The organism is Pseudodesulfovibrio sp., assembly GCF_028692895.1.
Taxonomy (GTDB): domain Bacteria; phylum Desulfobacterota; class Desulfovibrionia; order Desulfovibrionales; family Desulfovibrionaceae; genus Pseudodesulfovibrio.
This window is the reverse complement of the sequence record NZ_JAQUWN010000007.1, coordinates 1-24733: the sequence shown is the minus strand read 5'-3', so window position 1 is coordinate 24733 and position 24733 is coordinate 1. Positions and strand designations below refer to the sequence as shown.

The following is a 24733-nucleotide window of genomic DNA, read 5'->3' as shown; positions in this document are numbered from 1 at the left end:
CCGGGTGATCGATCGCTATTTTGGAATACTAGGCGACAATAGGCGGGAAAACGGTCCGCGAATCAAGATATACGAACGTATACATTGGTCACATCATCCCGACATAACAGGATTTTTATCAAAAAATAGTTGCGTTTTTTCTCACTGGGGAAAGGGGGCGGGACGGGACGGGAAAAAACGGGCGGCAAACGGGGCGGGCGGCCGCCCCCCGGCCAGGGGGGGGCGGGTCAGCGTTCCGGGCCGCGCAGGAGCATCCACTTGTGCACCGCGTCGGTGCGGTTCCTGGCGTCCAGCTTGCGATAGGCGCGGGACAGGGCCTTGGCCACGGTGATGGTCCGCAGGTTCAGGCCGCGCGCGATGTCCGCGTTGCTCTCGCCCCTGGCCGCCAGCTCCAGCACCTCCCGCTCGCGCGGGGCCAGGGCGGCGACGCAGGGAATCTCGGCCGTGCAACCCAGGCGGGCCTGGAGGGCGTCGGCCACTCCGGAGAGGCGAGGGTCGCTGGCCCCCTTCTCTCGCAGGACGCGCAGGAGCGGCTCCGCGTCCTGCCCGTTCTCGGCGATGGCTTGGATCAGGGCGTCGAGCCGGGTGTCCGCGTCCCCATCCCCGCCCCTGCCCAGGGCGGTGCGGACCAGGGACTCCCAGTCCCCGCCGGAGGGGCCCAGCGGCAGTACGGCGCGCGAGGCGATGCACTCGCCCCCGGCGGCCACGGGCGCTTCGGCCCGGGAGGGAGCCACGTATTCCGGCAGGCCGCGCTTGGGCACCTGCGGGGTATAGATGCACGCCCCGATGTTGAGGCGGTCCGCCCGGATCTTCTTGCGTTCGGTTTCCCGGTTGTTTCCGTTCATGGTTCACTCCTGCCCGGCCGTGGCCGGGGTTTCAGCGCTCCCCGCCGCTGTAGCTGATCATGTCCGCGAACTGGCGCTTGCTGCGCACCATCCGCCGGCGCATCCGGAAGGCCTTGTAGTCGCCGAGCCGTTGCAGCAGCCGGGCCACGATCCAGGCCGCGCGGCGCGCCTGCCGCTCCGCCCGGCCGGTCCGGAGCAGCGCGGTGAGGGCGCGGCGGGCCCAGCGGGGCAGCGTGGCGAAGAGGTCGTCCTCCAGGCCGATGATCTCGGCCACGGAGCCGGGGTCGCCCTGGCGTCCGGCCCGGCCGTGGAGCTGGCGGTCCACGCGGACCGATCCGTGCAGCTCGGTCAGGATGACATGCAGCCCGCCGCTCTCGCGCACCCGATCGTCCAGCTTGATGTCCGTGCCCCGGCCGGCCATGTTGGTGGCCACGGTGACGGCCCCCTCGCGGCCCGCCAGGGCCACGATCTCCGCCTCCCGCCCGTGCTGCACGGCGTTGAGCACCTCGTGGAATATTCCGGCTTGCCGCAGGGCCTTCGAGACCTGTTCCGAGGCGCTGATGGACTTGGTGCCCACCAGCACGGCCCTTCCCTTTTCGTGTTCCTGTGCGACGTTGGCGACGATGTCGCGGATCTTTTCATCGTTCGTCACATGGAAGGCCCTGTAGCACACGCGGCGTATGCAGGGGCGGTGGGTCGGAATGCGCACCACGGCGAGCCGGAAAAATTGCAGGAACTCCCCCCTGGCCTCCCAGGCCGTGCCGGTCATGCCGCCCAGGCTCCGGTAGCGCAGGAAGAAGTCCTGGAAGGTGGTCTGGGCGCTGGTGGCGCGCGGGGGCACGACCTCCACCCCTTCCTTGGCGGACACGGCCTGGTGCAGCCCGTCGCGCCACTCGTGGTCCGGCATGGTCCGGCCCGTGGCCTCGTCCACGATGACCACCTTGCCGTCGCGGACCACGTACTGGACCGACGCCTGGAAGAACTCGCGCGCCTCCACGGCCTGGAGCGCCAGCTCCACGGCCCGGTTGCGCCTGGCCCAGGGCCGCGGCCCCTTGAGGCTCTCCGCCACCTTGCGGCGGCCCGCGTCGGTCAGGCTCGCCTCGCGGAACCGCCGGTTCACGCGGTAGTGCACGCCGATCCGGAGCGTCTCGGCCAGGGCCGATGCGGCCAGGTACTGCTCCGCGCTCGGGGCGTTGTCTTTGGGCACGGAGATGATGAGCGGCGTGCTGCCGCCGTCGCACAGCACCGAGTCCGCCTCGTCCACGATGGCGCAGGAAAGCCCGCGCTGGACAAGAACCGGCACCTCCCCGCCGGCGAGGGCGCGGGCCAGGACCCGGGCGTGGGTGCGGACCGTGCCCAGGGCCATCTGGTCGCGCAGGAAGTCGGCCGTGGCCTCCTTGCTGGTCAGGTAGGTGACGTCCTTCGCGTAGGCCGCGCGGCGCTCGTCGGGCGTGCTGTCCTGGGAGACCGAGCCGCAGGAGACCAGGCAGGCGGCGTAGAAGCCGGTCATGGTCTCGGCGTCGCGCGCGGCCAGGTAGTCGTTGGAGGTGACCACGTGGCACCCCTTGCCCCGCCAGCCCGCCACCGCGGCGGCCAGGGCGGCGGTCAGGGTCTTGCCCTCGCCGGTGGCCATCTCCACGATGCAGTGCTGGAGGATGCCCAGGGCCCCGGCCACCTGCGGCAGGTACGGCAGCTCGCGCCGGGTCCGCCAGGCCGTCTCCCGGACCAGGGCCATGGCCCGGAGCAGGTCGTCCTCCCCCTCGCGGCCCAGGCGGAACACGGCGCGCATCTCCTCCAGGCCTGCCGTGAGCTCCCGGCCGGACAGGGCCGCCGTCTCCGCCTCCAGGGCGAGCACGGCCCCGGCCTGCTCCAGCAGCCGGGCGGTCTCGGGCCTGGGCGCGAAGAAGAGCTCCGTGCGCGCCACGAGCCAGTCCCACCCCAGGGGGATGAACCGGGGCCTGTCCCGCCCCGCGAAGACCTGGTCGAAAAGATAGCCGTCCGCAAAACCCATGTTGACCGCCTCGCCCTACCGGGCCGTGAAGAATTGGCGCGCGCGGCGCATCCACTGCATGGCCATGGGCCGCTCCCCGAAGACCAGCCGGACCAGGACCCGCCCGCCGGGCCGGAGCATGGACGCGGCCCCCGCCGCCGGAAGCAGCCGCAGCTCGAAGAAGCGGCTGGCCGCCATCTCCTCGCCGCCCTGCCCCTCCACCGTAAGGATGTCCCCCCCGGCCCGCATGGACAGGGAGGGATGGATCAGCTCCCGGCGGCCCGCCGGGGTGGGCGGGCCCTCGGGCGTGGCCGGGAACAGCCCGCCGTCCCGCCCGCGAACGTCCATCCGGCCCGAGACGCAGAACTCGGCCCGGACGATGGGCTCGGCAAAGAGCCGGGCCGCGTCGAACTGGTCCACCACGGCGCGCAGCCGCAGCTTGTCCGGGGAATAGATGCTGCCGAGCATGTCGCCCTTGCCGATCCACTCGCCGTCGCGGCGGGAGAGCTCCGGGGCCACCCATACCCCGTCCACCGGGGAGCGGATCGCCTGGCGGGCCACCTGGGCGCGCAGGATGGCCAACTGGCGGCGGGAGGCGCGGTACGCCAGGGCCTCCATGCCCGCCCGGTCCATGTCTCCCCGCTCGCGGGCGTATTCCAGCCTGGCCCGGTCCACGGCCACGGAAAGGGCCATGCGGTTGCACTCCGCCACCAGGCCGGGGTTGCGGATGGTCACGATGACGGACTTGCCGCGCGCCACCCGCGTGTCCGTGGCCGCGTAGGAGGCCAGGGTGCCCTCCACCTCGGCGAAGATCAGTTGGCGGTCGCGGCTCTCCACCACGCCCTCCACGGTCACCGCGCTCTCCACCGGGACCCCGAGGAGCAGCACGGCCAGGACCGCGCAAAGCGCCCCGAAGCGAAGCACGGCCTTTTCCCGCGTGCCCGAGAGCTCGGGCCCGGCGGCCAGGTAGGCCAGTCCCTTCACGGCCGGGAAGCCGAACCAGACGCAGAACAGGCCGAGCGAGAGAAGCAGCCCGAGGGAGGCGAAGTTGTCCTCCAGGATGAGGAAGATGCTCACCGTGATGAGGGTGCGGTAGAGAAAGGCGGCCGTGGCGAAGACCGGGTACAGGACCTTTTCGTTGCGCCGGTGGACCACCGAGGCCGCCTTGTCCACGCCCAGGACGTAGCGCTTGAACAGGTAGACCACGTAGGCCTGGGAGCGCTGGTACAGGTTGGGCAGGCCGAGCAGGTCCGAGAGCACGAAGTAGCCGTCGAAGCGCAGCAGCGGGTTCACGTTGAACAGGAGCGTGGTCACCGAGGTGATGATGACGCAGTTGCGGGCCAGGAGGTGCAGGCTGGTCCCCCCGGCGGTGACGGACCAGAGCAGCACGGCCAGGAAGGCGAGAAAGAGCTCGGCATAGACCCCGGCCAGACCGATGGCCGCCCGCCGCCATTTGGAGCGGATCTGGACGCTGCTGCTGACGTCGATGTACGGCACGGGCGCGAAGAGCATGAGCATGACGCCCATGCTGTGCACGTCGCCCGTCAGCCCGTCCCGGGCCGTGAAGTACTTGCAGGCGAAGGCGTGGCCGCACTCGTGCGCAATCTTGGCCAGGATGATGACGAAGTAGACCCACGGCAGGTTGGCCGGGTTCAGGGTCTCCCGCGCCTCCAGGGCGAACTGGGGCCAGCCCAGGAGCAGGGACCGGGCGGCCAGGACCATGAGCAGAAGCCAGCAGGCGAACCCGGCGGGCCGGAAGAGCAGGCCGCCGATGCGCTGGTGGCGGGTGAAGAAGGCGTCCGGCGTCCACAGCGGAATGCGCAGGAACAGGAACGAGGACAGGGTGCCGCCCAGCTTCTTGAGCCGCCGCTCCTGGCGGCGGCGGAGCAGGTTCTCGGTGTCGGCGGGCATGTCGAGCAGCAGGAGGTTGGCCGCGTGCAGCCGCCCGAGCAGGGCGATGACCTCGCCCTGGGTCAGGCCCTCGTCGCCGTTCTCCTGGCACGCCTCCCAGGCCTCCTGCACCGTGCGCCGCCCGTCCAGCAGACAGACGAAGGCGTAGGCCCCGTGCGCCAGCCGGAAATGGGCGTTGTTGTCCGGTTCGCTCAGGATGTACCAGGGCGCGCCCCAGTAGGTCTGGCGGCGGACCGTCACCTCCGGCCGCAGGGCCGGGGCGAGGTTCTCCACCAGATACCACTGGTCGTGAAATGTGCTCTGCCGTTCGCGGCTGGTGCCTGTCGCCACTGCGTCTCCCCATGCCGGGGCGGTTTCCCCGGCGGCTCCGGCCCGGCGCGCGGCGCGCCGGGACCGGGAAAAATCAGAACCACCGCCACCAGAGCAATCGGACCCGATTGGCCAGCTTGCGCGTCCACAGGGCCAGCAGCGGGGTGGAGCCCGCGTCGATGCGGGCGTGCCCCTCCATGCCCGGCCGGAGCACGATGCCCTCCGGGACCCGGTCGATGTGCCCCCGGACCTCGAAGCCGTTCTCCCCGTCCTCCACCGTGGCGAAGGGATGGATGCGCTCCACGGTGAAGGGGATGCGCTGGTCCGGATAGGCGGTCAGGGTGAAGGCCCCCGGCGCCGCGCCCCCGGCCACGGCGCGGCCGATGTCGCTGATGTCCGCCTCGGCCACGTGGGCCACCACGCGCAGGGAGGCCGTGTCCGTGATCTCGAAGAGCTTCTGCCCCCGGCGCACGGGCTGGCCCAGGCGCGGGAACATGTCCTCCGAGACCACGAAGCCGTCCACGCTGGACCGGAGCTCGGTCATGCCCATGCGCTCGCGGGCCCAGGCCAGGTTGGCCTCGGTGCGCCGCTCCTCCAGGCGGGCGATGGCGGCCTCGGCGTCCTTGCCCTCCTGGAGGTACTGGTCGGCCTGGCTGGCGTTGATGTTCTTCTGGGCCTCCAACTCGGCGATCTCCAGGGATACCTCGGTGGCCTCCAGCCGCCCCAGGAGCTGGCCCTTCTTCACCTCGTCGCCGGGCCGGGCGTCCACCTCGTAGAGGTAGCTGTCCATGGGCGCGGTCTGGGTGTAGCTGTGCACCCCCTCGATGGCGACCGGGGCCGCCACCTCGATCTCGCCGGGGATGATCAGCGAGAAAAAGAGAAAGGAGCCGAGCACGGCGGCCCCGAGCTTGAGGGCCGTGCGCTGCGGCCCGAAGACGTCGGCGGACTTGAGCAGCACGTACCGCCACGCCTTTTTCAGGGGCAGCTCCTCGGCCCGCTCCAGGTCGCGCAGCCTGGGTTCGGCCAGGCGGCAGACCAGGGCCAGGGAATCCTGGAGCCGGGGAGAGAGCGACTCGCCGTCCATGACCAGGGCCATGACCAGGCGGACGCCGTCCGGCCCGCGCAGGGGGATGGTCAGGACCCGCCGGGCGTTGGCCAGGGTGGCTAGCTCGCGCGCGGCGCGGTTGATGACCCCGGCGACCTCGGGTTCCCCCTCGGCCGCGTAGAGGACCATGCAGTCCTGGTCCAGGGCCTCCTGCATGACCTCCTCAAGCTGGCGGACGCTCCGCGTCCCGCGCGCGAAGCTGTCCATCTGGTCCAGGGCCACGGCCTTGACGTGATGGTCGCGCACCACGCCCAGGGCCGCCCGCCGGCACTCGAACTTGCGCGCCACCTGGGCGCAGAGCGTGGTGGCCGCCTCGAAGAACCGGGTGCATCCCTGCACCTCGCCCACGATGTCCACCACGTCGAGCAGGGCCGTGTCGCCGCCCTGCCCCTCGGTTGCGGCGGCCGCGCCGTTGGTTCCGCCCCGCTCGGCCACCAGCAGGCCCGCACGCACGAGCTGGAGGATGTCCCCCACGCTCTGGAGGCGGATCTGGCGGCCGCCGTAGACGTAGGCCGCCAGCGCCAGGCTGCCCTGCTCGCCCGAGGCCAGGGGCACGAACACGCCGTAGCCGCAGTCCGGCCCGGCGCCCAGGGCCACGCTCTGACTGTTCTCGGCCAGCATCTGGCCGTAGCACTTGGCCAGGTCCAGCAGCCAGACCGGCGTCTCCCCTCCCTCCGCGGGCGGGGACGACGAGGTCACGACCCGGACCTTGCCCCGCTGCCGGGCGAGCAGGGCGATGCCCACCGCGCCCGCGGCCTCGCAGCCGAGGTCGCAGATCACCCGGAAGAGCGCTTCCGGGCCCTTGGCGGCGGCCAGGGAGGCGATGAGTCCGTCCAGCCGGTGGGCGGACTTCCTTCCCTCCCGCTCCCTATTGGTGCGACTTTCCGCCGTCATCGGTTCCCGCCGTCTGGTGCAGCCGCTTGGACACGTCCAGCTCGATGACGCCGAACCGCTCCTCGTGCTCGCGCACGCTCTGGAGCAGCGAGAGGGTCAACCGCTTGGCCGTGTAGTGGTTCATGATGATGCGGTCGGTGAACTGCAGGATCATGTCGGCGGCCACGCCTTCCTCCTGGGAGGGCAGGGTCTGGTTGATGCCGAAGGAAAGCAGCAGCTCCTCCGGGGTGGAGTGCGTCTGGAAGGCGTTGGCGTAGACCGTGTTCATCTTGTCCGCGTTGACGTTGAGGCGAATCTGCTGGTTCTCATTTTCCTGACTCATAGATTTCTCCTTGGTTGGTGTCGGTGGTGGCCGCGTCGGCGCGCGCGCCGGCGTCGATGCCGGGAAAACGGACCGTGACCATGAGCCCCACCGGCATCTTCCGGGGGTTGGGCACGTGAACGCGCACCTTCAGGGTCCGGTTGGAAAGAATGGCTATCTTGGCGATCTGGTCCACCTCGCCCGCGAGCACGGTCTCCGCGCCGGGCTGGCGCACCTCGACCCGGTCGCCGATCCGCAGGCGCATGGCCTCGTCCACGGGCAGGGTCAGGTCCACGAGGATGGGGTCGATGGCCACGAGCCTGAGCGCCGGGACGTTGCGGTCCACGGCCATGCCCTTCTCCACCGCGACGTCCTCCACGAAGCCGTCGCACGGGGCGTAGAGGTAGAGGTGGTCGCGCTGGGCCTCCAGCTCGCTCAGGCCGCGCCGGAGCTGCTCGATGCGGAACCGCTCCTCCTCCAGGGCGAGACGGCTCAGGTCGAAGGCGAGCTGGGCGTGCTGGTACTCCATGACCGTGGCCGCCTTGTGGCGCAGGGCCTCGCCGTAGCGGTCCATGTCGAGCTGGGCCTGCTTGATCCGGGTATCCAGGGTGCGGACCTTGATGCTGCTCGCGATCTCGCTCTTGAGCTGGGCGATGCGGCTGTCCTCCGCGCGCGAGTCCAGGTGCATGAGCAGGTCCCCCTGCCTGACGGCCTGGCCCGGCTTCACGGCGATCCCGTAGACGCTGCCGGGCGCGGCGAAGCTGAGCTGCGCGTTGTACTGCGGCCGGGTCACGCCGCTCGCCTCCAGGTCGCCCGCGCGGGCGGCGGAAGGGAGGAACGGCGGCAGGGCCAGCAGGGCGAGGGCCAGGAGCGGCCCGGCCCAACAGGGCCGGAACGGACGGCGCGGAGCGGTCACTGGATGCTCGCCTCCTTGTCGTCCACCGTGATGTGGCATTTGTCGAGCAGTTGGGAGCAGGCGTAGTTGTACTGCGCCAGGGCGATGTTGTAGTTGACGATGGCGGTGTAGAGCGTGATCTCCTCCCGTCCCAGGGCGTCCTGGGAGGTGAGCAGGTCGCGGTTGTTGACCCCGCCCAGCTCGAACCGCTTCTCCTCGCCCTCCTTGGTCATCACAGCCGCCTCGCGGGCCGCGCGGGCCACGGGCAGGCCGGACCGGGCCAGGACCAGGTTGTGCAGCGCCTCCCGGACCTCGGTCTGGACGGAACGCTCGGTCATGCTGATCCGGTCCTTGGAGATGCGGATCAGCTCCTCGGTCTTGGTGACGTTGCCCTCGGCCTCGCGGTTCTGGAGGGGGTAGGAAAAGGAGAGGCCCACGAACCAACTGGCCTTGTCGTCGGTGTCCTTGAAGTTGTCGCCGCCCTTCAGGTAGTCGTTGCCGTTGGAGCTGGTGGCCCCGACCGTGGCGTCCAGGGTCGGCAGGAGCTTGTTGCGGTTGACGTCGTACTCGATGTTGAGCTGCTTGAGGAGGATGGCGAGCTGCTTGAGCTCGTAGCGGTTCTTCAGGGCTGTGACGAGGGACTCCCGCTCGTCGGGCAGCGGGTCCACGTCGCCGTTGGGCGTGGAGGCGGTGATGATCGTGGTCTCGTGGGAATAACCCGGATAGTTGAGCAGCAGGGCGAGTTGCTCCTGGGCCACGGCCATGTCGCGCTCGTACTGGAGCACGACGTACTCCCGCTGCTTGACGGCCTGGTTGGCGCGCTCCACGTCCACGCCCTGGGACAGCCCCTGGTCGAAGCGCACGGCCTCGCGCCGCTGCACCTCGCGGGCCATGCCGAGAATCTGGCGGGCCACCTCCACGTTGTTGCAGGCGTTGTCGAGCTGCCAGTAGGCGCGGATGACGGCGAGAACCACCTGGGAGACGACCAGGTCCCTGGCTTCCTGGCTGTCCTGGACCGCCAGCACCGCCTTCTCGATGGCCCCCTGGTTCTCCTTGTCGCCGATGTTCTTGAGCAGGCTCTGGGCCAGCTCGATGGTGACGTAGCTCTTCTCCAGGTTCTTCGGCAGCCCGCTGGTTCCGAGCATCTTCTCGTGGGAATAGGTGTTGTAAAGGGAGACCGTGCCGCCCGTGGCCACGTGCTGGCGCAGCCCGGTGTCCAACCGGCCGTAGGACTTGGACGCGTTGGTGAGCTGGGCGGGGGAATAGTCGGCCGCGCCGAGGGAAGTGAAGCTGCCGTACCGGCCCGCGCTGAACACGTTGAGGTCGTAAGCTCCGCGGGCGACCAGGGCGGATGCCTCGGCCGCGCTGATCCGGCGGAAGCTCTCCTGGACGTCCTCGTTGTGGGCCAGCGCCGTACCAATGGCGTCGGCGAGGGTCATCCGCACGTCGCCGGACGCCCCGTCCGCCGCCCCGGCCGGAGCGGCGCAGGCGAGCGCCAGGAAAAGCGCGGCCGCCACGGCCTGTTTCCAAAAAAATGAACGAACTGGACGCATGAACTGTCCTCCACTGGGGATTGCCGAAAGCCCGCGCCGCCGAACCGGCCGGGCATACGCTGCTGCCATTCGAAGAAAATCAGGCGGGACCGGAGGCTCCTCCGGACGGCCGCACCCGGCTGAGCGACACCGAAAAGCTCGGGACATGGCCGGAAGGCCTCACGGGATCATCACCGCCACCATGGATTCGCCCCGCCGCCCTCCTCTCGTTGCCGAAATCGGGCATTCGGCGAATACCGTTGCGCCCTGGGCACGCCGGACCGAACACCCGTCCGGTCCTCCTGGCCCAGGGAGAAGGAACCATGTTTAGCCTTCCGATTTTTTTGCGGCAATATCACCCAAGGTGATAGCCACAACTGAAATTCAGTGATTCCGTATGGTTAGGGTGTTAATTATTTTTTCTTTTGAAAATCAGCATGTTATCATAAAAAATACAACAATTATCAGGACAGGACAGCCGGTTAGAGGGGAAAAAAGGCGAAATGCGACGGTTAGCCCCTTCCATGCGGCGACAAAGCCCGGTCGCCGGGCGCGGCAAGGGCCCCGAAGGACCACGGCGAGGGAACGTCATGGAAGGAAGGGCGGCGGGGACCGGTCGGACGGTCTGTCCGCGAAGGAGGACCGGCGGCCCCTCAGCGGCCGCCCGCGTCCTCGGCGTGAAAATACTGCTTCAACTGCTCGCGGTTGCTGATGCCGAGCTTCTTGTAAAGGGCGGCGAAGTAGCGTTTGACCGAATTGGGCGCCAGGCCGGTCGCCGAGCCGATCTTCTTGTAGGTCATGCCCGCCAGGGCCAGCCGGACCAGCTCGCGCTCGCGCGGGGTCAGGGGCCGGGTCGCCTCCGGGAAGCAGCGCGAGACGATGCCGTTGCGCGCCTTTTCCAAGATGGCCGACAGTTGCAGGATGCGTGTAACGCCGGGGCCATAGGTCGGATCGTCCTTGAGGGGCTTGAGCTGCGGCAGGAAGGAGGCGTGAACCGCGAAGGGCATGAGGATGTCGTCCGGCAGGGCGAGGTCCAGGGCGGCCAGCAGGGCGGTGTCCGCCTTGCCCAGCAGGCCCAGGCCGGTGTCGCCCGCCGCGACGAGCAGGTGGCCGTAGATGGAGAACATGAGGTTCCGGGCGAAGATTCCTTTTTCCAACTGCTGGCTGATGCGGCCAACCAGCTCGGCGTATTCCCCGGCGTGCAGCAGGGAGTAGCCGAGCACGATGTAGGAGCAGCCGCCCGCAAAGGCGTAGAACTTCTCGTCCCCGCCCTGGGCCAGCCAGGGCGGGATGCCCTCGGACCGGTGGAGAAAGGCGTGCAGGAACCCGGAGCACAGGTCAACGGTCTGGAGCAGGGAAAAGGCCCGCTTCTCCTCGATCCGCTCGCGCATGGCGCGCAGCCGGTCCATGGCCTTGCCGAAATCGCCTTGCACCAGTTCCAGCAGGGCGAGCAGGAACAGGGCGCAGATCTCGATGCCGACCTGGTCATACTCCCTCGCCGTGGACAGGGCCCGGTGCCCGGCAACGGCCGCCGCCTCGAACTTTCCGGCATAGAACAGCGCCTCGCCCAGCATGACGTCCTCGGCGCCGGCCCCATGCATCCCGGTCAGCCGGGTGTAGTGCGGCAGGCAGGCGCGCATCTGCTGGAGCGTCTCGGCCAGGGTCCCGCTCTCGCGGTAGAACATGTACAGCACCGACGGCGACCCCAGGGTCCACGGGTCATGGCCGAAAAAGCGGCTGCCCTCGGCGCCCGCCCGCTCGAAATACACCGCAGCGCGCCGATGGCACTCCGACATGCCCACGATGTCGTTGTACCGCGTGAAGGCGCGCAGGAGCTCCAGCTCCCCCCGCCAGTTGTTGGCCGCCACGTCGTCCTCGGGCAGGGAGGAGCAGTAGCCTTCCAGGCGGGCGAGCTGGGTCGTGAAGGTGGGGAAATCCTTGCCGCTCAGCGCGGCCATGGCATAGCGGAACATCACGCCGGGGTACTGCTCCAGCAGCTCTGGCGGGCAGGAGCGGAACAGGGCGAGGCGCAGGCCGCTGCCTTCGGTGATGCGCATGCGCTCGGCCACCGTGTTCAGGAGGTCGAGCATGCTGGCGCAGTCGTCCACCTCGGCCAGCAGCTTGACGGCCCGGCTGACCTCGTCACGCCGGATCAGCCATTCGGCGCTGCGCATGTAGGCGTCTCGACGCTGCTCCATGGGCAGATCGCCGAACCGCTTCCTCAGGAACTCCCGGAACAGCGCGTGCAGGGTGTAGCTCGACGTGACCGGATCGAAGGCGATGAAGGCGTTGCGGCGCAGCAGCTCCGCGAGGATGGCCTCGGCCCGGTCTGAAAAAAGCCGGGCCAGGGCCACGGGAAAACTCTCGTGGGGCGAAAGAAGCAGGAGGAGCAGCCGCGTCTCCTCCGGAAGCCGGTCGAAAATCTGGTTGGCCAGCAGGGTGTGCGGCTCCGTGGGCTCGGCCAGGTTCCCGTGGCGGACATAGTGCAGCAGGTAAAGGTAGAGCGCGCTGATCCAGCCGCCGGTGGCCTTGAGCAGGCGCGCGGCGTCCTGTTCATCCAGGGAGATGCCGCAACCGGCGTAGTAGGCGCGGATCTCCTCCCGGTTCAGGGCGAAGAGCGAGGGCTCGACCTCCGTGACCACGCCCTTGAGCAGAGGCTCGGCCAGGTCCTGGCCCGGCGCGTGGCGTGAGATGAGGACGATGGGCGGGCACCCGCCCTGCCTGGCCAGGAGCAGGCAGAGCGCGACCAGCCCCCCGGAGGCCGACTCCGGCAGCAAGTGCACGTCGTCGAAGACCAGCACGGTGTCGGGGGGAAAATCCACCCGCGCGATCATGCCCCGGGCCGCGTCAAGCTTGACGGGATCGGTGGGATAGCCGAGCTCTTCCAGGGCGTCCGCCACTCCCGACGCCTCGGGCAGGCTGCGGCGCAGCATCCGGCAGAAATCCCCCCAGAACGCGCTCTGGGCCGGGGTCAGCACTGTCGTCCAGATGGTCCGGGCCGCCCGTTTCCCAAGGTATTCCCGCACGGCCACGGTCTTGCCGTACCCCATGGGGGCGTGCACGAAGGTGATCGGCCTGGAGTAGATGACGGCGAGTGCCTGCATGAGTCGCCGGCCATGGTGCAGAGTGGAGGTGTCCACCGGAGCGGAGGCGTTGAGCATATAACGCATTTCACCTCAACAACGACCGAATGTAAAGCAGGTTGAGCGCGTCTTAAGGAATTCCCCACCCCAAAAGTCATCTTTCCGTCGTAAATGCCGGCGAGCGTTCGGCCCTGCCCCGCTATCGGAGAACAAGGGCCGCGGGAAGGCGGCCCCGAACGAGTGCGGGCTAGATGTCTATGAAGCGGCAGGCCATGCCGCCCTGCTCGTCCACCTTGATGTGGGCGAGCGAGCCTTCGCCGAGGGAGCCGGGGTTGCAGACCCGGACGCCGTCGAGCACGGACCAGTCGCGGATGTGGGTGTGGCCGTAGCAGACCAGGTCGCAGCCGGGACCGAAGGCGCGGGCCGCGGCCAGCCCGACTTGGGAGCGGGGGCCCCAGCCGTGGGTGACGCCCACGGTCAGCGGGCCGAGGGCGGCGGTGAGCATGGGTTCGAGCTCGTCCACCAGTTGGAGGTCGTGGTCGCAGTTGCCGCGGACGCAGTGGAAGCTCGGGTGCTGAAGAAAATAGGACCAGGTGGCGGGCGAGGTGATGTCGCCGCAGTGGACGAGGTGGTCGGCGGGCGCGAGCCACTTGGCGTAGACGCGGTCGAGCCAGGCCTCGGGGCGGGCCATGTGGGAGTCCGAAATGACGGCGATCAGCATGGGGAAAGGCCCTGGCGGGCCGGGGCTACTCCTGGACCTTCTTGGCCCGGAAGCGGATGTAGGCGTCGCGCACAGCGGCGTACTTGTCGATGGCGCCGCTGGTGATGGCCTCGTACTCGTTGGTCTGGAGCTCCAGCGAGATGTTGTTCACGTTCTTGTAGGCCTTGATGCCCGCCATCTCCAGCAGCGTGAGGTCGCAGTAGGAGAGCGGGTCGAGGAAATAGTCGCCCACCCAGCCCACGGTCTCGCGCACGGAGCTGGGGCCGAGGAAGGGCCAGACCAGGTAGACGCCGTGGCCGACCTGCGCCTTGCCCAGCGTCTGGCCGAAGCCGTCGGCCGTGGGGCGCTCGGGAAGCCAGAGCTTCTTCTTGTCCGCCGTGACGTCCACGAAGCCGAGCAGGCCGAAGCTGGTGTTGGCGATGAACTTGGAGAATTCCATGTAGGCCGCGTCGAACTTGCCCTGGAGGATGTCGTTCACGAAGCGGACCGGGAAGAGCATGTTGACGAAGAAGTTGCGCACCCACTGGCGGGGCTTGGCCGGCACGGCCCAGGCGTAGCCGGTGGCCACGGGCTTGAGCACGCCGTGGAACATGGCGTCGTTGAAGTAGAACCAGAATTTGTTCCAAACCACCAGGGGATCGTTGATCAGGGTCTTGGTGTCGGCGTATTCATCGTCGTTGAAGTCGGCGTAGTCCGAGGAGTCGGTGGCCGCGCCCGCGCCCTTCATGTCCGTGAGCTGGGAGACGACGATCTTGTCACCCCGGTTGGCGTCGGCGGCTAAGGCGGACCCCGCCCCCACGAGGAGGAGCGCGGTCAGGACAAAAGCGATCACCAGCCGGAGATTCATTTTCTTCAACTATCCTTTAGAGCACGTGGCGTTGTCGTCGCCGCCGTCGCCCTGTTCGTCCAGTTGCTTTATCCGCTTCTGGATCAAATCAAGCAGCTCCTCGCCGGTTCCGTCGGCCAGCACCTGGGAAAACTGACTGCGATAATTGGCCACCAGGCTCACACCTTCGGCGACCACATCGTATATCATCCATACTTCTTGTACCATTCTCAATCGAAATTCAACTACTAATTTCTTATCCTTGTCATTTATTTCCGAAACGACCTTGGCTTTCTTGCCGTCGATCTCCTCCTTGAGGTACTGCACCCCCTGCCCGTTGTAGGCGGGAATCCGCTTGAGGTAGGTGCGCTCCATGAGCTGGATGAAGGCCTCGGTGATCCGGTCCTGCAGGTCCTTGGACATTTTGAGCCAGGGCTTGCCCACCGCGTACATGGTGGTCAGGCGGAAGTCGATGTACTGCTCGGCGACCGTCCGCAGCTCCTTGATCGCGGCGTCGTGTTGGGCTGTGTCCCCGATCGCGGGCTCGGAAAGTATCTTGATGATCTTGTCCGCGCCTTCCTTGACCCGCTCGGTGGGGGTCTGCCCTGCGGCAGCAGCCGAGCCGACCAGGCACGCACAGATGAGCACGAACGCCGCAAATGTCTTTTTGTTAAGCATCGTCTCCCTCATGGACCCTAGAGTCTCTAGACCTTGCCGAAGGCAAATTTACTGATTAGGTCTTCTAAGTCGATAGCCGGGTTGGTGTCAAACAGCGTGTCCCCGTCCTTGACCGGGTCGCCCAGCCCGCCGGGCGCGATCTTGAGGTACTTGTCGCCGATCAGGCCGTTGGTCTTGACCGATACGATGGCGTCGTCCGCCAGCTTGACCTCCTTGTCGATGAGCATCCGCACGCAGGCCACGCCCTTGTCCTGGTTGAGCGAGATGGCCTCCACAAACCCTATCTTGACGCCGAACATCTGGACCGGGGCGTTGACCTTGAGCCCGGAGATGTCGGAAAAGTTGGCCTTGACCGTATAATACTTGTCCGTGAACAGTTGGACGTTGCCGAGCTTGATGCTCATGTAGGCCACGGCCACCAGGCCCACCAGGACGAAGAGGCCTACCGCCGTTTCTTTCTTGAACTTCATCGCTTACCCTTCCGGACGTTATGATTCACCCAGTATTTTGTCGCAGTTGCGCTTCATGACGCCCCGGTCCTGCCCGAGGGGGGGGCGGGTCAGCCTGGGCGCGTCACGCCCTTCGGCGGTGCGGTCCAGGAAGTTGCGCAGGTACGGATCGCCGGTGCGCTCCAGCTCCTCAAGGTTTCCCTGGAACAGGCACCGCCCGTCCCCGAGGACCACGACGTGATCGGCCAGGGCGCGCATGCTCGCCAGGTCGTGGGTGACCACGACCATGGTCATGTCGAAATGGCGCATCATCTCCAGCAGCAACTGGTCCAGCTCGGCGGACATGACCGGGTCCAGGCCCGAGGTGGGCTCGTCGCAGAACAGGACCTGCGGGTCCATGACCAGGGCCCGCGCCAGCCCGGCGCGCTTGCGCATCCCGCCCGACAGCTCGTTGGGGAAAAGCTCCAGCGCGTGGCCGAGCCCCACCAGCTCCAGCCGGTCGGCCACGATATCCATGATCTCCGCCTCCTTGAGCCGGGTGTGCTCCCGAAGCGGCAGGGCGATGTTGTCTTTGAGCCTCAGCGACCCGAGCAGCGCGCCGTCCTGGAAGAGGACGCCCATGCGCTGGCGGATGCAGTGCATCTGGTTGCGGGACAGGGAGCACATGTCGTGGCCGCCGAAAAATATCTTGCCCTCGATGGCGGGCTGGAGCTGGAGGATGTGCTTGAGCAGCGTGGACTTGCCCGAGCCCGAACCGCCGACCACCATGGTCAGCCTGCCGCCGGGAAACTCCAGGTTCAGCCCGCCGACCACGGCCTTGCCGCCGTATCCCACGGCGAGGTTCTCCAGCCGGATGCTCGGGGCCTTGCTCATTACCATATCGCGCAGTCCCTACCAGAGCAGCGAGGTGAGCACGTAGTCGGCCGCAAGGATGACCACGCAGGATTTGACCACCGCGCTGGTGGTGGACTGGCTCACGCCCTCGGGCCCGGCGTGGCCGGAGCGGATGTGCGTGAAGTACCCTTCGTAACAGCAGATGGTGCAGACCAGGACGCCGAAGACCACGGCCTTGATCAGGCCGCCCTCGATGTCCCCCCAGTCCAGGGCGTCCTGCACCCGCGCCCAGTACACGCCCTCGTTGGCGCCCAGCAGCTTGACGCCGGTGAGCCAGCCGCCCCACATGGCTATGAGGTTGAAGAAGGTGGTCAGGATGGGGAATGAAAGCAGGCAGGCGGCCATCTTGGGCGCCACCAGGTAGCGCTTGGGGTTGATGTCCATGATGGTCAGGGCGTCGATCTGCTCGGAGATGCGCATGACGCCGATCTCGGCGGTCATGGCCGAACCGGCGCGGCCCGTGAGCATGATGGCGGAAAGGACCGGCGCGAGCTCGCGCACCATGGACAGGGCCACGCCCGTGCCCAGGAAGCCGTCGGCCCCGAAGGTGGACAGGGCGTAGTAGAGCTGCATGCCCATGACCATGCCGGTGAACAGGCCGATGAGCGCGATGACGCTCACGGACTGGACGCCGATGAAATAGATCTGGCGCACGGTCTTGGCCAACTGGCCCCAGCCCGCGAATATCAGGGCCACGGACTCCAGGAAGAACAGGAACAGGTTGCCGAGTTCGTCCAGAGTCCTGCCGATCACGAGCCCCGCCGGGGAAACAACTGCGCTTTGCGCCTTTTCGGCCATGAACGGTCCCACCTCTTCCGCCCCTGCAAAAAAGGGGCGGATATCCCGAAATGCACTCCCGCCTCCTCGCCGGGACCACCGCACTTGCCCGACGTCTCGACGCTTACAACCTACTATAATTCTATGTTGTGTACCCAATCCGGCGACAAACGGCAAGGGCATTGCCCGATGAAATCGGGTCAGCTAATTATTTTCTTCTGTGCGCCGGGCCTACTCCGACTTGGGCTTGCCGTTCTTGCGGGTCCACCAGTCCCTGTCCGGGCCAAGAAACCACCACTCCTTGTGGTCTGTCCTGGCCACGGTCTCGGCCAGCTTGCGGCCCCACTCCGTGCGCACCCGCTGCACGGCCATCTCCAGCCAGTCGCCCGCATACCGGTTGCCCTGGTCCCACTCCTCCTTGAGGTTGAGGATGAAGTCGATCTGGTCCGCGTCCTGGGCCAGCTTCGCCTCCAGGGTCTCGGTCTCCTCCAGCTCCTTCCAGTAGCCGAGCACGTCCTCCTCCAGGCCGGTCCCCCTGGTGGCGTGCTCCAGGGCCTGGGTGCGGGTGGACTTGTTGTAGATGCGGTTGACGTAGTTGAAATCGCCGGTGCGCGCCTCGTGCAGGTCGTGGAAGAGGCACATGTAGGTGGTGCGGGCCACGTCCGCACCGGCCATGAGCGCCAGCACGTGGCCGATGACCGCCGTGCGGAAGGAGTGCTGGGCCACGTCCTCGCTCCCGGAGCCGAGAAACTGGTAGCCGGTGCGCGGCGTCTTGCGCAGCATTCCGCACTCGTTGAGGAAATCCACTATCCTGGTCAGCCTGTCGCGCCCGTCGGTCTCCGCCATCTCTTCCGCTCCAAGGTATTGTGTGCGGGCCCGGGCCCGCGTTCTTGCCGTGGCGCGCACCTTACAGCAAACCGACCCGGTTGGCGAGCGCGCCGGGGCCTCCACATGAAACAGCGGCCAAACCCGGCGTCCCGCGCCGCTTATGCGACGATTTATCCTCCCGATTATAATATGTTGGACACAAGTCTCCCGCATGGCTTACGAGTGTTTGCAAAGGCATGGCGAATACCCCGGCCCGCATGGCAGGGCCCTCGAAGCAAAATCGCGTCCGCGCGTGAACCTTTTTGCCAACCGGAGCCATCCTTGCGCACAGAGTCTGTGAAACCAACCCGTGAACGGGAGAAATGCATGGCGCAACCATTCGAATTATCCGATGAAATGCTGGACATCATCTCCGGAGGCCGCATGCTGTTCATCGCCGACAGGGTGACGGAATGCCTGGTGGACGAAAGGGGCTATACCCTGACGCTGGAGACGGGCGAGCGCTACTTCAAACCCCATGACGACGCATGGCGGGCCATATACAAAACCGACCCGAAGGCCTTCAAGGCCTTCTTCGACAATATGGTCAACGACAACGAACACTTCCACCTCGTCGATGTGTGGAACTATGAAAAGATATAGCCCCGGACTCGGCAGGAGAGAACCATGAGCGACAAAATTCCGCTTCCCGACGAACTGCTGGACGCCCTTTCCGGCGGCGTCTTCACCTACCAGGGAGAAATCACCCAGGTCCACCGGATCAGCCGGCGCGGCATCGAGGCTGAAACGGCGCAGGGCAGGATGTTCTTTCCCTGGAGCGACAAGGCGTACCGTGAATTCAGCACCCTTGGCGGCATAAATGAAAAAGAAGCGATGGTGGCGGCGCTGGTGCAGCACAAGGAATACCGGCTGGAGGAATTCGCGGGCATTCCCGGCTTCGTGGACGACTAACCGTACGAAAACAAGGAGTTTTCAATGACCAAGAAGATGGCGCTGCCCGACGACGTGCTGGACGCCCTTTCCGGCGGCGTCTTCACCTACCAGGGAACGGAAGTCCGCCGGATAAACAAGATCAGCCTGATCGGGATCGAAGCCGAAACGGCGCAGGGCAGGATGCTGTTCCCCTGGAGCGAAAAGGGCCACAACGAATTCCTCGGCATCTTCGGCGTGGACAAGGAGAAAGCGGCGGCGGCGATGTTCGACAGAAACAAGGAATACCGGCTGGAGGAATACGCGGGCAACCCATGCCCCATGGACGACTAACCGGACGAAACGAACAAGGAGTTCCCCATGACCAAGAAAACGGCAATCCCCGACGACATGCTCGACGCCATCTCCGGCGGCCTCATGACCTTCGGCGCCCACAAGGTGATCGGCGCCGACGTCGACGATTCCGGCGTAACCCTGACCCTGGACAGCGGCGACAAGTACTTCCGCGGCCACTCGGCCCAGGACCGGGCCATGTTCCAGTCCGATCCCAAGTTCTTCCAGACCCTGTTCACCAGGAGCGTGACCGACGACAACATCTACGCCCAGGCAGACCCCGGCCAGTACACGAAGATCTGAGCCCAGCCCACACCGGAGGAAACCCATGGGCACGAAAGCGCAGCTCCCCGACGCCACCAAACTGGCCATGGACAACGACGGCCTCACCATCACCCTGTTCGACGGCCACAACCTCTCGCTGAAAGGAGACAAGGAAGTCCGCACCAAGGCGGTCTCTTCCCCAAGCGGACTGCGCGACGCCCTGTTTGAAATAATGGACAAACACGCGGGCGCCCTTGATACCTACCGACTGGAAGACTACGTCGCATAGCGCCCCCAAACGGGCGGCCACGGCGGCCCGTCCAACCCGACAACCGACAAAAGGATGCGAAAAATGGCCAAGATGCAAATTCCCGACGAACTCCTGGACATGGTTTCCGGCGGCACCCTCTCCTATCGCGGTATGCCCGCCACCTATACCGGCATCAGCTCCTCCGGCATGACCTTCGACGCGGGCGGCGACTCGTACACCATCCAGTTCACCGACGAGATGAAGGGCTTCCTGGACAAGAACCCCAAAACCCTCGGCGACATGGACAGCGCCTTCAAGCAGGCCCAGGCCCATGGCGGCACGGTCAGCATCGAGTCCGCATTCATGGAAATGTTCGGCGAGTCCGTCTAGCCGGGAGCCACGGAGGCGACCATGCAGGAAAAAAGGAAGCTCCCGGACGAAGTGCTGGACCAGTTGGCGGGCGGCGTGGGCTTCGGCCTGAGCGTCCCGCCCGGCGTCACCTCGGGCGCGGACCCGGCCTCCCCGCCCGCCGACAACGAGTTGGCCGAGCTCATGGACCGCCTCAAGCAGGACATAACGGCTCTCGGCAAGTGACGACTGTCCGGCTTTGATACGCGCCATGAAAAAGCCCGCCGATTCGGCGGGCTTTCTTTCGCTATCTGTCCGGGAAACGCTCGGTGCAGAGCTGCCCGGCCGCGCCCCAGTTTTCCTTGGGGACCTCGTCGATGACAACGGTCACGGCCTCGGGCGGGCAGCCCAGGATGCGCACCGTCTCGCGGGTCAGGGTCTCCACGAAATCCTTCTTCTTTTCGACCGGCAGCCCGGCCCAGGTCTCCACGCGCAGGATGGGCACGGCGTCCTCCTCTCTCTTGTCATTTCCGATAAACGAACGGTTCAAAAATGGTGAGATGCAAGGCGCGAAAAAAAGCGAGGCCGAAGCGTACTCCCCGTACGCGAGGGTTCGCTTTTTTGCAGCAACGCCGCAGATCGCCGTTTTTCAACCGTTCGCTAGGAACGGTAGTCCGCGTTGATGGACACATACTCCCGCGTCAGGTCGCTCGCCAGCAGCAGGGAAGAGCCCGGTCCGTCGCCCACCGCGATGTGGATGACGATGTCCCGCTCCTTCATGATCGGCCCCAGCAGGTCGTCCATGTCGCCCGGCTCCGGCGTGCCGTTTCGGAATACCAGCACGCCGCCGATCTTGAGCACCAGGTCGTCCGCCTTGAAGTCCGCGCCTGAATAGCCCGCCGCGCAGACGATCCGCCCCCAGTTGGGGTCGGACCCGAAAAGCGCCGTCTTGACCAGCGGCGAATTGCCCACCGCCCGCGCCACCTTCTCGGCGTCCGCATCGTCCTTCGCGCCCGAAACCTCGATGAAGGCCACCTTGGTCCCGCCCTCGGCGTCCATGACGATCTTGTAGGCCAGGTCCTCCAGCACCGCGAGCAGGTGCTTGCGCAACAGGACGTAGTCGTCCTCGCTCTCGATGGCCACGCCCGACGCGCCGTTGGCCAGGGCCAGCACGCAGTCGTTGGTGGACATGTCGCCGTCCACCGTCACCCGGTTGATGGAAAGATTCACGCAGTCGGCCAGCATGGTCCGCCACGCCTCGGCCGAAATGTCCGCGTCGCAGATGACGAACGAAAGCATCGTCGCCATCTTGGGCGAGATCATGCCCGCGCCCTTGCACATGCCGAGCACGCGCACCTCGCCGCCCCCGAGCTCGAAGGACGCCTCGGCGATCTTGTGCACCGTGTCCGTGGTCATGATCGCCCGGGCGAAATCCTCGGGCGCGCCCGTCTTCAGCGACTCGGCCAGGGCGGGCATCGCCGCCTCCCACTTCGACATGTCGAACTGCGCGCCGATCACGCCCGTGGACGCGGGCAAGAGCCCCTCGGCCGGGACGCCCAGCGCCTTACCCGCCAGCTCCAGGGCCGCGCGGCAGTTGGCCCGGCCCGTCTCGCCCGTGCAGGCGTTGGCCTGGCCGGAATTGGCCAGAAAACCGGACATCCTTCGCCCCTCGGCCAGCATCTCCCGGCACTGGAGCACGGGCGCGGCCTTGAACTTGTTGGTGGTGAACACGCCGGCGGCCACGGCCGGGGCGTCGCTGACGATGGCCCCCAGGTCGAGCTTGCCGGGCTTCTTGAAACTGGCCGCGGCGGCGGCGAACCGGAATCCCTTGGGTACGTTCATGTCTGTCTCCGAATGATGTCGTGTTGCCGGGAGCACATCCTGTAGCGCAGAGCCCGGCCGATGAAAAGCAGAAAACCCCTTGTGCCCGCCGCCGCCCGGGCGTACCACCAAAAGGCCATGGACCCGTTCATCATCGCCTGCATCCTCGCCACCTTCTTCTTCGCCGCGTTCCTCAAAGGCACGGCCGGGCTCGGATTCGCCACCACCTGCCTCGGCGTCATGGCCGCCTACCTGGACATGCGCCTCGCCATCCCCCTGGTCATCATCCCGTCCCTGCTCGCCAACAGCATGGTCATGGTCGACGCGGGCGGCTTCGGCCGGGTCTGGAAACGGTTCTGGCTCATGTACGCCGCCGCCGTGCCCGGCCTGTGCGCCGGGCTTTGGCTCCTGGGCTCCAGCACCAGCGCCCTGCCCCGCACCGTCCTCGGCGTCGCCATGGTCCTCTACGCCTCCTGGGGCCTCTGGGGCGGCAACCTCCACCTCAAGCACACCCCACTCACCGCCACCGCCGTGGGCCTCTCCACCGGCCTGGTCAACGGCCTCACCGGTTCCCAGATCATGCCGATCCTCCCCTACCTCATCTCCCTCGACATCACCAAGGACGAACTCGTCCAGGCCATCAACACCTCCTTCACCGTCGCCAGCATCATCATGCTCCTCGGCCTCGGCAAACTCGGCCTGCTCTCCACCAACGCCATGCTCGTCTCCGCCGCGGGCGTCGTCCCCGTGGGCCTCGGCATCTGGCTCGGCGGCCGCGTCCGGCGGCTCCTGCCCGAACCCGTCTTCAGGCAGGTCGTCATGGTCCTGCTCATCCTCCTCGGCGCAGGACTCGTGGCCCGCTCCGTCCTCGCCTGATTTGCACTCCCCCATCTTGCCTTCCGCACCGCTTGCAGGCATAAACTAAACAGCCCAACCCCCATCCCAAGGAGCGCCACCATGCCCGCCCGCTGCAAAAAACCGACCCTTTTCCTTCTGAGCCTGGCGCTCTGCGCCCTGCTCGCCACCCCCGCCCTGGCCGGCCGCGCACTGAGGCACGCCACCGGACAGGAAGTCTACGTGCCCGTCTACTCCCACGTCTACCAGGGCATCAAAAGCCGACCCTACAACCTCTCCGCACTGCTCTCCATCCGCAACGTCGACCACACGGGCTCCATCGCCATCACCTCCATCAAATACTACGACGACCACGGCAAAATGATGAAGGAATACCTCGCCAAACCAGTCACCATCGGGCCCATGGGCACCTACGAGGTCCACCTTCCCGAACGCGACCAGCAGGGCGGCTCCGGCGCCAACTTCACCGTCAAATGGGCCGCCACCCGACCCGTCACCGCCCCGGTCATCCAGTCCGTCATGATCGGCACCGCCTCCACCCAGGGCATCTCCTTCGTCTGCGACGGCGTCGTCATCGAAGAACACTAGGCCAGGCCAAGCGACAGCCAGGCAGGCAGGGGAATGCCTCCGGCGGCCCCTCCGGGGAGGCCAGGGCGCTGCCCTGGACCCGGCAGGGACAAAGCCCCTGCACCCCACTCTCCGCTGCGCGGGCGAGTAGCGCGGGGGTTTGGGAGTTGGTTGGCGGGGAGATCGGCTGGCGGCGGCCAAGCGACGTCCGCGAAGACTCGACAGGCCCCTTTCCGCCCTGACGGGACGGAAAGGGGCCTGTCGAATCTTCACGGACACTAGCCCACGCCGTGTGAACCGCTCGGAGCAAATTTGCAGGTCATGCCATTACGGCGTCTGAGACATTGAGAGAGGCAAAGTTCTTAATTTGAAGAATGGCCTTTTCTTTGTCTTCAAAAAACACCCCGGCTGGGGCCGAAGGGGGCGGCGGGCGGTGTCCCGGTAAGCGGCACATACCTCCACCCGTCCCCTTCGGCCCCAGCCGTTAACCGGCACGGCGGGGCGAGCGGGCAGTCCGTCCCCGCGGACATGAGTCGCTTGAGCAGGCTATGGCCCCGCGAAAGCGGAGAGTGGATTCCAAAGGCTCGCCTTTGGCGGGTCCAGGGCAGCGCCCTGGTCTCCCCGAAGGGGCCCCCGGAGGGCCGCCGGAGGCATTCTTCCCCCTGCCGGTCGGCTATTTGTAGTAGAGCTTCCACCCTTCGGGGGTGGCGGCGCTGAGGTCGATGTGGATGGAGCCGAGGATTTGCTGGAGAACTGTTTGTTCTTTGACGGGTCCTTCAAGGAGGGCTACTTTGCCTGTGATATTGCAGAGTTCCTTGAGCTTGTCGAAGGCCTGGCGGCGGCCGCCGAGCATATCGACGAGCCCGAGTGCGAGGGCCTGTCGGCCGGAGACGGCGCGTCCGTCGGCGATGGCGGCGACGCGATCGCGCTTGAGGGAGCGGGCCTTGGCGACGTCGGAGACGAACTGCTCGTGCATGTCCTGCATGAGGCCGAGGAGTTGTTCCCGCTGTTCGGAGGTAAGGTTGCGCAGGGGGGTGCCTGCGCCTTTGTAGCGCCCGGTGGCGAGGACTTCGGGTTTGACGCCGAGTTTTTCCAGAGCGTCGGCCACGGTGACGAATTCGGCGACCACGCCGATGGAAGCGGTGAGGGAGCCGGGGTTGGCGACGATGACGCGGGCCGGGACCGAGGCGTAGTAGCCGCCGCTGGCGGCGACGGAGCCGTAGGAGGCGACGACGGGTTTGACTTTGTCGAGCGCGGCGACGGCGGCGTAGATTTCCTGTGAGGGGGCGATGGCTCCGCCGGGCGAGTTGACGCGCAGGAGGACGCC

Annotated in this window: 27 protein-coding genes; 9 read left to right on the top strand and 18 right to left on the bottom strand. The window is 66.8% G+C overall.

Features of this window, described 5'->3' with window-relative positions:
• Positions 1-227: 227 nt before the first annotated feature.
• The 15 genes from PHP91_RS03185 to PHP91_RS03115 all read right to left on the bottom strand — a co-directional run bounded on the left by PHP91_RS03185 (position 228) and on the right by PHP91_RS03115 (position 18056).
• Positions 228-845: a LuxR C-terminal-related transcriptional regulator gene (locus PHP91_RS03185; RefSeq protein WP_300136745.1), complete on the bottom strand. Its 618-nt coding sequence runs from the start codon at positions 843-845 to the stop codon at positions 228-230.
• Between the two features lie 31 nt (positions 846-876).
• Positions 877-2856 carry a prepilin peptidase gene (locus tag PHP91_RS03180; RefSeq protein WP_300136742.1) on the bottom strand — a complete coding sequence of 660 codons (1980 nt, stop codon included), beginning with the start codon at positions 2854-2856 and terminating at the stop codon, positions 877-879.
• A 15-nt stretch (positions 2857-2871) separates the two neighbouring features.
• The gene (locus PHP91_RS03175) at positions 2872-5076 is read right to left on the bottom strand and encodes an HlyD family secretion protein (protein ID WP_300136739.1); all 2205 of its coding nucleotides are present in this window, start codon (positions 5074-5076) and stop codon (positions 2872-2874) included.
• A gap of 73 nt (positions 5077-5149) precedes the next feature.
• Positions 5150-7054: an HlyD family efflux transporter periplasmic adaptor subunit gene (locus PHP91_RS03170; protein ID WP_300136736.1), complete on the bottom strand. Its 1905-nt coding sequence runs from the start codon at positions 7052-7054 to the stop codon at positions 5150-5152.
• A complete protein-coding gene (locus PHP91_RS03165; protein WP_300136733.1) occupies positions 7029-7376 on the bottom strand; it encodes a DUF3467 domain-containing protein in 348 nt (115 codons plus the stop codon). The genes PHP91_RS03170 and PHP91_RS03165 overlap by 26 nt, the downstream gene beginning before the upstream one ends.
• Positions 7360-8271, bottom strand: a complete 912-nt coding sequence (locus tag PHP91_RS03160) for an efflux RND transporter periplasmic adaptor subunit (protein ID WP_300136730.1) — start codon at positions 8269-8271, stop codon at positions 7360-7362. Before PHP91_RS03160 ends, PHP91_RS03165 begins: the two co-directional genes overlap by 17 nt.
• A complete protein-coding gene (locus tag PHP91_RS03155) occupies positions 8268-9767 on the bottom strand; it encodes a TolC family protein (protein WP_300136727.1) in 1500 nt (499 codons plus the stop codon). The genes PHP91_RS03160 and PHP91_RS03155 overlap by 4 nt, the downstream gene beginning before the upstream one ends.
• Before the next feature lie 668 nt (positions 9768-10435).
• Positions 10436-12952: a LuxR C-terminal-related transcriptional regulator gene (locus tag PHP91_RS03150; RefSeq protein WP_300136724.1), complete on the bottom strand. Its 2517-nt coding sequence runs from the start codon at positions 12950-12952 to the stop codon at positions 10436-10438.
• Positions 12953-13112: 160 nt separating this feature from the next.
• Complete coding sequence (locus PHP91_RS03145) at positions 13113-13586, bottom strand: metallophosphoesterase family protein (protein WP_300136721.1); 474 nt, start codon at positions 13584-13586, stop codon at positions 13113-13115.
• A 25-nt stretch (positions 13587-13611) separates the two neighbouring features.
• A complete protein-coding gene (locus PHP91_RS03140; RefSeq protein WP_300136847.1) occupies positions 13612-14433 on the bottom strand; it encodes a VacJ family lipoprotein in 822 nt (273 codons plus the stop codon).
• 9 nt (positions 14434-14442) lie between these two features.
• On the bottom strand, positions 14443-15060 hold the full coding sequence (locus PHP91_RS03135; RefSeq protein WP_300136718.1) for an ABC transporter substrate-binding protein: 618 nt from the start codon (positions 15058-15060) through the stop codon (positions 14443-14445).
• A 56-nt stretch (positions 15061-15116) separates the two neighbouring features.
• Positions 15117-15560: an outer membrane lipid asymmetry maintenance protein MlaD gene (mlaD, locus tag PHP91_RS03130; protein WP_300136714.1), complete on the bottom strand. Its 444-nt coding sequence runs from the start codon at positions 15558-15560 to the stop codon at positions 15117-15119.
• Positions 15561-15578: 18 nt separating this feature from the next.
• A complete protein-coding gene (locus PHP91_RS03125) occupies positions 15579-16412 on the bottom strand; it encodes an ATP-binding cassette domain-containing protein (protein WP_300136711.1) in 834 nt (277 codons plus the stop codon).
• A gap of 18 nt (positions 16413-16430) precedes the next feature.
• A complete protein-coding gene (locus PHP91_RS03120) occupies positions 16431-17231 on the bottom strand; it encodes an ABC transporter permease (protein ID WP_300136708.1) in 801 nt (266 codons plus the stop codon).
• A gap of 210 nt (positions 17232-17441) precedes the next feature.
• The gene (locus PHP91_RS03115) at positions 17442-18056 is read right to left on the bottom strand and encodes an HD domain-containing protein (RefSeq protein WP_300136705.1); all 615 of its coding nucleotides are present in this window, start codon (positions 18054-18056) and stop codon (positions 17442-17444) included.
• A 405-nt stretch (positions 18057-18461) separates the two neighbouring features.
• Between PHP91_RS03115 and PHP91_RS03110 the strand changes: the two genes are divergently transcribed.
• The 7 genes from PHP91_RS03110 to PHP91_RS03080 all read left to right on the top strand — a co-directional run bounded on the left by PHP91_RS03110 (position 18462) and on the right by PHP91_RS03080 (position 20409).
• Entirely contained in the window at positions 18462-18680 is a 219-nt protein-coding gene (locus PHP91_RS03110; RefSeq protein ID WP_300136702.1) for a hypothetical protein, read from the top strand.
• Between the two features lie 24 nt (positions 18681-18704).
• On the top strand, positions 18705-18989 hold the full coding sequence (locus PHP91_RS03105) for a hypothetical protein (RefSeq protein ID WP_300136699.1): 285 nt from the start codon (positions 18705-18707) through the stop codon (positions 18987-18989).
• Positions 18990-19013: 24 nt separating this feature from the next.
• Positions 19014-19301: a hypothetical protein gene (locus tag PHP91_RS03100; protein WP_300136697.1), complete on the top strand. Its 288-nt coding sequence runs from the start codon at positions 19014-19016 to the stop codon at positions 19299-19301.
• Positions 19302-19328: 27 nt separating this feature from the next.
• The gene (locus tag PHP91_RS03095; RefSeq protein WP_300136694.1) at positions 19329-19604 is read left to right on the top strand and encodes a hypothetical protein; all 276 of its coding nucleotides are present in this window, start codon (positions 19329-19331) and stop codon (positions 19602-19604) included.
• 25 nt (positions 19605-19629) lie between these two features.
• The gene (locus tag PHP91_RS03090) at positions 19630-19854 is read left to right on the top strand and encodes a hypothetical protein (RefSeq protein ID WP_300136691.1); all 225 of its coding nucleotides are present in this window, start codon (positions 19630-19632) and stop codon (positions 19852-19854) included.
• A 63-nt stretch (positions 19855-19917) separates the two neighbouring features.
• Positions 19918-20205, top strand: coding sequence for a hypothetical protein (locus PHP91_RS03085; RefSeq protein WP_300136688.1), 288 nt, complete (start codon positions 19918-19920; stop codon positions 20203-20205).
• 21 nt (positions 20206-20226) lie between these two features.
• Positions 20227-20409 carry a hypothetical protein gene (locus PHP91_RS03080; RefSeq protein WP_300136686.1) on the top strand — a complete coding sequence of 61 codons (183 nt, stop codon included), beginning with the start codon at positions 20227-20229 and terminating at the stop codon, positions 20407-20409.
• Between the two features lie 61 nt (positions 20410-20470).
• Here the strand turns inward: PHP91_RS03080 and PHP91_RS03075 are convergent, their stop codons facing one another.
• Together PHP91_RS03075 and argJ are read right to left on the bottom strand one after the other, a co-directional pair.
• Entirely contained in the window at positions 20471-20713 is a 243-nt protein-coding gene (locus tag PHP91_RS03075; RefSeq protein WP_300136684.1) for a tautomerase family protein, read from the bottom strand.
• Between the two features lie 110 nt (positions 20714-20823).
• A complete protein-coding gene (argJ, locus tag PHP91_RS03070) occupies positions 20824-22005 on the bottom strand; it encodes a bifunctional glutamate N-acetyltransferase/amino-acid acetyltransferase ArgJ (protein WP_300136681.1) in 1182 nt (393 codons plus the stop codon).
• A gap of 60 nt (positions 22006-22065) precedes the next feature.
• Between argJ and PHP91_RS03065 the strand changes: the two genes are divergently transcribed.
• Positions 22066-22860, top strand: a complete 795-nt coding sequence (locus tag PHP91_RS03065) for a sulfite exporter TauE/SafE family protein (RefSeq protein WP_300136678.1) — start codon at positions 22066-22068, stop codon at positions 22858-22860.
• 81 nt (positions 22861-22941) lie between these two features.
• Positions 22942-23427: a DUF3124 domain-containing protein gene (locus PHP91_RS03060; RefSeq protein WP_300136675.1), complete on the top strand. Its 486-nt coding sequence runs from the start codon at positions 22942-22944 to the stop codon at positions 23425-23427.
• 652 nt (positions 23428-24079) lie between these two features.
• Here PHP91_RS03060 and sppA read toward each other — a convergent pair.
• Positions 24080-24733: signal peptide peptidase SppA (gene sppA / locus PHP91_RS03055; protein ID WP_300136672.1), on the bottom strand; the 654-nt coding region annotated here is incomplete at its 5' end.

Excerpts from the sequence above, each read along its gene's own strand:
- PHP91_RS03145 (WP_300136721.1), bottom strand. The coding sequence starts at position 13,586 with ATGCTGATCGCCGTCATTTCGGACTCCCACATGGCCCGCCCCGAGGCC.
- PHP91_RS03105 (WP_300136699.1), top strand. The coding sequence starts at position 18,705 with ATGAGCGACAAAATTCCGCTTCCCGACGAACTGCTGGACGCCCTTTCC.
- PHP91_RS03085 (WP_300136688.1), top strand. The coding sequence starts at position 19,918 with ATGGCCAAGATGCAAATTCCCGACGAACTCCTGGACATGGTTTCCGGC.
- PHP91_RS03115 (WP_300136705.1), bottom strand. The coding sequence starts at position 18,056 with ATGGCGGAGACCGACGGGCGCGACAGGCTGACCAGGATAGTGGATTTC.
- PHP91_RS03080 (WP_300136686.1), top strand. The coding sequence starts at position 20,227 with ATGCAGGAAAAAAGGAAGCTCCCGGACGAAGTGCTGGACCAGTTGGCG.
- PHP91_RS03170 (WP_300136736.1), bottom strand. The coding sequence starts at position 7,054 with ATGACGGCGGAAAGTCGCACCAATAGGGAGCGGGAGGGAAGGAAGTCC.
- PHP91_RS03185 (WP_300136745.1), bottom strand. The coding sequence starts at position 845 with ATGAACGGAAACAACCGGGAAACCGAACGCAAGAAGATCCGGGCGGAC.
- PHP91_RS03120 (WP_300136708.1), bottom strand. The coding sequence starts at position 17,231 with ATGGCCGAAAAGGCGCAAAGCGCAGTTGTTTCCCCGGCGGGGCTCGTG.
- PHP91_RS03065 (WP_300136678.1), top strand. The coding sequence starts at position 22,066 with ATGAAAAGCAGAAAACCCCTTGTGCCCGCCGCCGCCCGGGCGTACCAC.
- PHP91_RS03125 (WP_300136711.1), bottom strand. The coding sequence starts at position 16,412 with ATGAGCAAGGCCCCGAGCATCCGGCTGGAGAACCTCGCCGTGGGATAC.
- PHP91_RS03095 (WP_300136694.1), top strand. The coding sequence starts at position 19,329 with ATGACCAAGAAAACGGCAATCCCCGACGACATGCTCGACGCCATCTCC.
- PHP91_RS03090 (WP_300136691.1), top strand. The coding sequence starts at position 19,630 with ATGGGCACGAAAGCGCAGCTCCCCGACGCCACCAAACTGGCCATGGAC.
- argJ (WP_300136681.1), bottom strand. The coding sequence starts at position 22,005 with ATGAACGTACCCAAGGGATTCCGGTTCGCCGCCGCCGCGGCCAGTTTC.
- PHP91_RS03180 (WP_300136742.1), bottom strand. The coding sequence starts at position 2,856 with ATGGGTTTTGCGGACGGCTATCTTTTCGACCAGGTCTTCGCGGGGCGG.
- PHP91_RS03100 (WP_300136697.1), top strand. The coding sequence starts at position 19,014 with ATGACCAAGAAGATGGCGCTGCCCGACGACGTGCTGGACGCCCTTTCC.
- mlaD (WP_300136714.1), bottom strand. The coding sequence starts at position 15,560 with ATGAAGTTCAAGAAAGAAACGGCGGTAGGCCTCTTCGTCCTGGTGGGC.
- PHP91_RS03110 (WP_300136702.1), top strand. The coding sequence starts at position 18,462 with ATGCTGTTCATCGCCGACAGGGTGACGGAATGCCTGGTGGACGAAAGG.
- PHP91_RS03150 (WP_300136724.1), bottom strand. The coding sequence starts at position 12,952 with ATGCGTTATATGCTCAACGCCTCCGCTCCGGTGGACACCTCCACTCTG.
- PHP91_RS03140 (WP_300136847.1), bottom strand. The coding sequence starts at position 14,433 with ATGAATCTCCGGCTGGTGATCGCTTTTGTCCTGACCGCGCTCCTCCTC.
- PHP91_RS03165 (WP_300136733.1), bottom strand. The coding sequence starts at position 7,376 with ATGAGTCAGGAAAATGAGAACCAGCAGATTCGCCTCAACGTCAACGCG.
- PHP91_RS03060 (WP_300136675.1), top strand. The coding sequence starts at position 22,942 with ATGCCCGCCCGCTGCAAAAAACCGACCCTTTTCCTTCTGAGCCTGGCG.